The 2071-nt window shown below is 46.1% G+C and carries 3 protein-coding genes; 2 read left to right on the top strand and 1 reads right to left on the bottom strand.

Annotated features, from left to right (window positions below; translation table 11 throughout):
* Window positions 1–889, top strand: an 889-nt coding sequence (locus PLA23_RS12915; RefSeq protein WP_324475454.1) for an ATP-binding protein, incomplete at its 5' end; no start/stop codon positions are given.
* Between the two features lie 105 nt (window positions 890–994).
* Window positions 995–1465, top strand: coding sequence for a peptide-methionine (R)-S-oxide reductase MsrB (gene msrB / locus PLA23_RS12910; protein ID WP_324475452.1), 471 nt, complete (start codon window positions 995–997; stop codon window positions 1463–1465).
* 1 nt (window position 1466) lies between these two features.
* On the opposite strand, the gene PLA23_RS12905 is transcribed toward msrB, so the two are convergent.
* Window positions 1467–2071 (bottom strand): sensor histidine kinase (locus PLA23_RS12905; RefSeq protein ID WP_324475451.1); only part of this gene is annotated, 605 nt, incomplete at its 5' end.

Genomic DNA, 2071 nt, shown 5'->3' with positions numbered 1-2071 from the left:
AACCGGCTCATCAGCATCCATTCTGTCCCGTGAGATCGGTACGAAACTGACCGGGAGAAACGTCACGTTTGAGGTTTTTCCTCTTTCATTTATCGAATATCTCCGGTTTCATAATCTCCATATCAGATCAGAACTGGATTATATCACTAAAAAAACTGCCATCCGGAATTTTTTTAGCGAATATCTCATGTATGGAGGTTTTCCAGAAGTAACACTAAAAAAAACAGATACTGAAAAGAAGATTCTCCTAAAGAGTTACTTTGACGATATCCTCTATCGGGATATCATATCCAGGTATCAGATCAGAGATGTGACCAGTCTTCGAAATCTTGCCGTCTATCTGCTGACGCAGATCGCACGACCCACAAATATCTCAAAACTCAAAAATAATTTTACCATCTCACAGGATAAGACTGAATCATATATCTCTGCACTGCTGGAGAGTTACCTGCTCTTTAAGATATCCGGCTTCTCTTATTCATTGAAACAATCCATGCGATCCGGATTCAAACCCTATGCAATCGATACCGGTCTTCGGAACCGTGTTGCATTCTCATTCTCCGAAGATACCGGATGGCAGGTCGAAAATGTAATCGCCTGTTTTTTACGGCAACGGTATGAAGAAGTATACTTCTCAAAAAACGGAAAAGAGACTGATTTCATCGTAAAAGAAGGGATACATATCAGCAGAAGGGTTCAGGTCTGGTATGATGACATATCAGTCCGAAAGATTCCTGACCGGGAAATAACCGGTCTTACCGTACCACTTCATGACGATACCAATGAAGCATCCATCCTGCTTACGAACGATTATGAAGACGTAATCGAACGTGACGGAATAGCAATCCGATGTATTCCGGTCGTGAAATATCTGTTATTTTCTGAGTAATTCAGGTGGTCTGACTCCTGATAACCGGAAGTGATTCCATGCAGAAGAAGATGGGTATGATGGCGTACGCTATCATTTATCCCTTTTATCACCCTACTACATCATATGCCATCATCTGACCTCATCCCCATCTATCATGCAGACACCGGAACCGTGCGGGAGCATGCACGAATCATCAGAACAGACGATGAGTGGCAGCAGATTCTTGACAAAACCGTCTATGAGGTAACCAGAAAAGGAGGGACTGAGCCTGCCTTTACCGGGGCATTTTATGCAACGAAAACAGCCGGACTGTACCGGTGTGCCTGCTGCGGCACAGACCTCTTCTCTTCGGCGGACAAGTATGATTCCGGGACCGGATGGCCGAGTTTTTCAGGCCCAGTCTCATCCATGAACATCAGAACCAGGGAGGACACCGGGTATGGAATGGTGCGGACCGAAGTCCTCTGTGCCCTCTGTGATGCTCACCTTGGCCATGTCTTTGATGACGGTCCGCCACCAGCCGGAAAGCGGTACTGCATGAACTCGGCAGCACTCATCTTCTTTCCTGGTGTCATTGCGATCCGGCAGGAGTAACTCACTCCTCACACCTTCTGAACGACTTTTCCGGCACCGTCATCTCAAACCGTGCACCCTTCCCGAACGTTCCGGTCTCTTCGATGTGAATATCGGTAATTGAGAGGATCTCCCTTATGAGAAAGAGACCGAGCCCCGTATTCTTTCCATATCCCCGCTTAAAGATCTTTTTCTTCTCATCGTCAGGAATACCGGTCCCGTTATCCTCATACAGAATCTTCAGTACTGATCCCTCATCCACATACGAGATCCGGATCTCAGTCACCGACCCGCCATGACGGATTGAGTTCTCAACCAGGTTGTACATTACTTTGACGAGCATCTGGTCGGCAAATATCTCATAACACTGGTCAGGAAGAATGACCGTGAGATCCTGTACCAGGCCTGCTATTGAGGGATGTTTCAAAATTACCGGGATACGCTGCCATAACGGCTCATGCACACCAAGATCCTGATAACTCCGGGTAAACTCAATCAGATGCTGGATCTCTTTCCCGCTGAACTCAATGGCTTCCAGCTGTTTCTTCAGTTTTGGATCAGAGATACCTTCTTTGAGCAGGAAACAGTAATTGATAATCACCATCACATGATTGAGAATATCATGCC

This window comes from Methanospirillum sp., assembly GCF_035406105.1.
GTDB lineage: Archaea > Halobacteriota > Methanomicrobia > Methanomicrobiales > Methanospirillaceae > Methanospirillum.
Note: the sequence above shows the minus strand (reverse complement) of the source record. Positions and strands in the feature narration are given on the sequence as shown.